The following is a 1,035-nucleotide window of genomic DNA, read 5'->3' as shown; positions in this document are numbered from 1 at the left end:
CGCCGCTGATTGGCAGCTTCTTGCACCGGGCCTTCATCACGCCCAATGTAAGGGTGATGGCGCAGTCGGATCTGGTGGAGGCGCTGGAGGACACGTTGTTTGGGGTGCGCGAACAGGCAGCGGCGCGTGGCACTGCGTCGCCGTTTCCCAAATCCGCCCTGGAGTATCTGAACGACTGGGCCGCCAATGAAAAAGGCTGGTTGCGCAAGTTTTACCCCGCAGGCTCAGACGAGCCGCACTTTGACCTGACCCCAGCCACCGAGCGCGCCTTGGCCTGGCTTGCCAGCCTGACCGAGCGCGCCTTTGTGGGCACCGAGTCGCGCCTGCTCACGCTGTTTGATCTGCTCAAACAAATGAGCGAAGGCAGCGATACCAACCCCGAAACCCGCCTAAAAGAATTGCACAAAAAGCGCGACGAGATTGATGCCGAGATCGCGCTTGTGGTTGGTGGCCAACTGCCCTTGTTGGACGACACGGCGCTGAAAGAACGGTTCCAACAGTTCACCGGCCTGGCGCGCGAGTTGTTGACCGATTTTCGAGAGGTGGAGCATAACTTTCGCGGCTTGGACCGAAAAGTGCGGGAACGTATTGCGCTGTGGGACGGGGCCAAGGGCGCGCTGCTGGAAGAGATCATGGGTGAACGCGATGCCATTGCGGATTCGGACCAGGGCAAGAGCTTTCGCGCGTTTTGGGATTTTTTGATGTCGCAGGCGCGCCAGGAAGAGTTGACCCAGTTGCTGGAGCGTGTGTTGCAACTGCCACCGGTGGCGGCGCTATCGCCAGATTTGCGGCTCAGACGTGTGCACTACGACTGGCTGGAGGCCGGCGAACACGCGCAGGCCACGGTGGCGCAGTTGTCGCAGCAGTTGCGCCGCTTCCTGGACGACCAGGCCTGGTTGGAGAACCGCCGCATCATGGACATTTTGCTCGGCATCGAGGCCAAGGCGCTGGCGGTGCGTGCTACCGCTCCCGTGGGCAATTTTTCGGCTGTGGATGACTTGACGGCCAGCCTGGAATTGCCGATGGAGCGGCCGC

General features: G+C 61.4%; 1 protein-coding gene. It reads left to right on the top strand.

Going from position 1 to position 1,035, the window contains the following annotated elements; genetic code table 11:
• The coding region (locus AC097P_RS24995; protein ID WP_479613106.1) for a DUF3375 domain-containing protein at window positions 1-1,035 on the top strand (1,035 nt) is incomplete at both ends.

It is taken from the genome of Rhodoferax sp. ZS1R8 (assembly GCF_056521325.1).
This window is presented reverse-complemented; position numbering and strand designations above follow the sequence as displayed.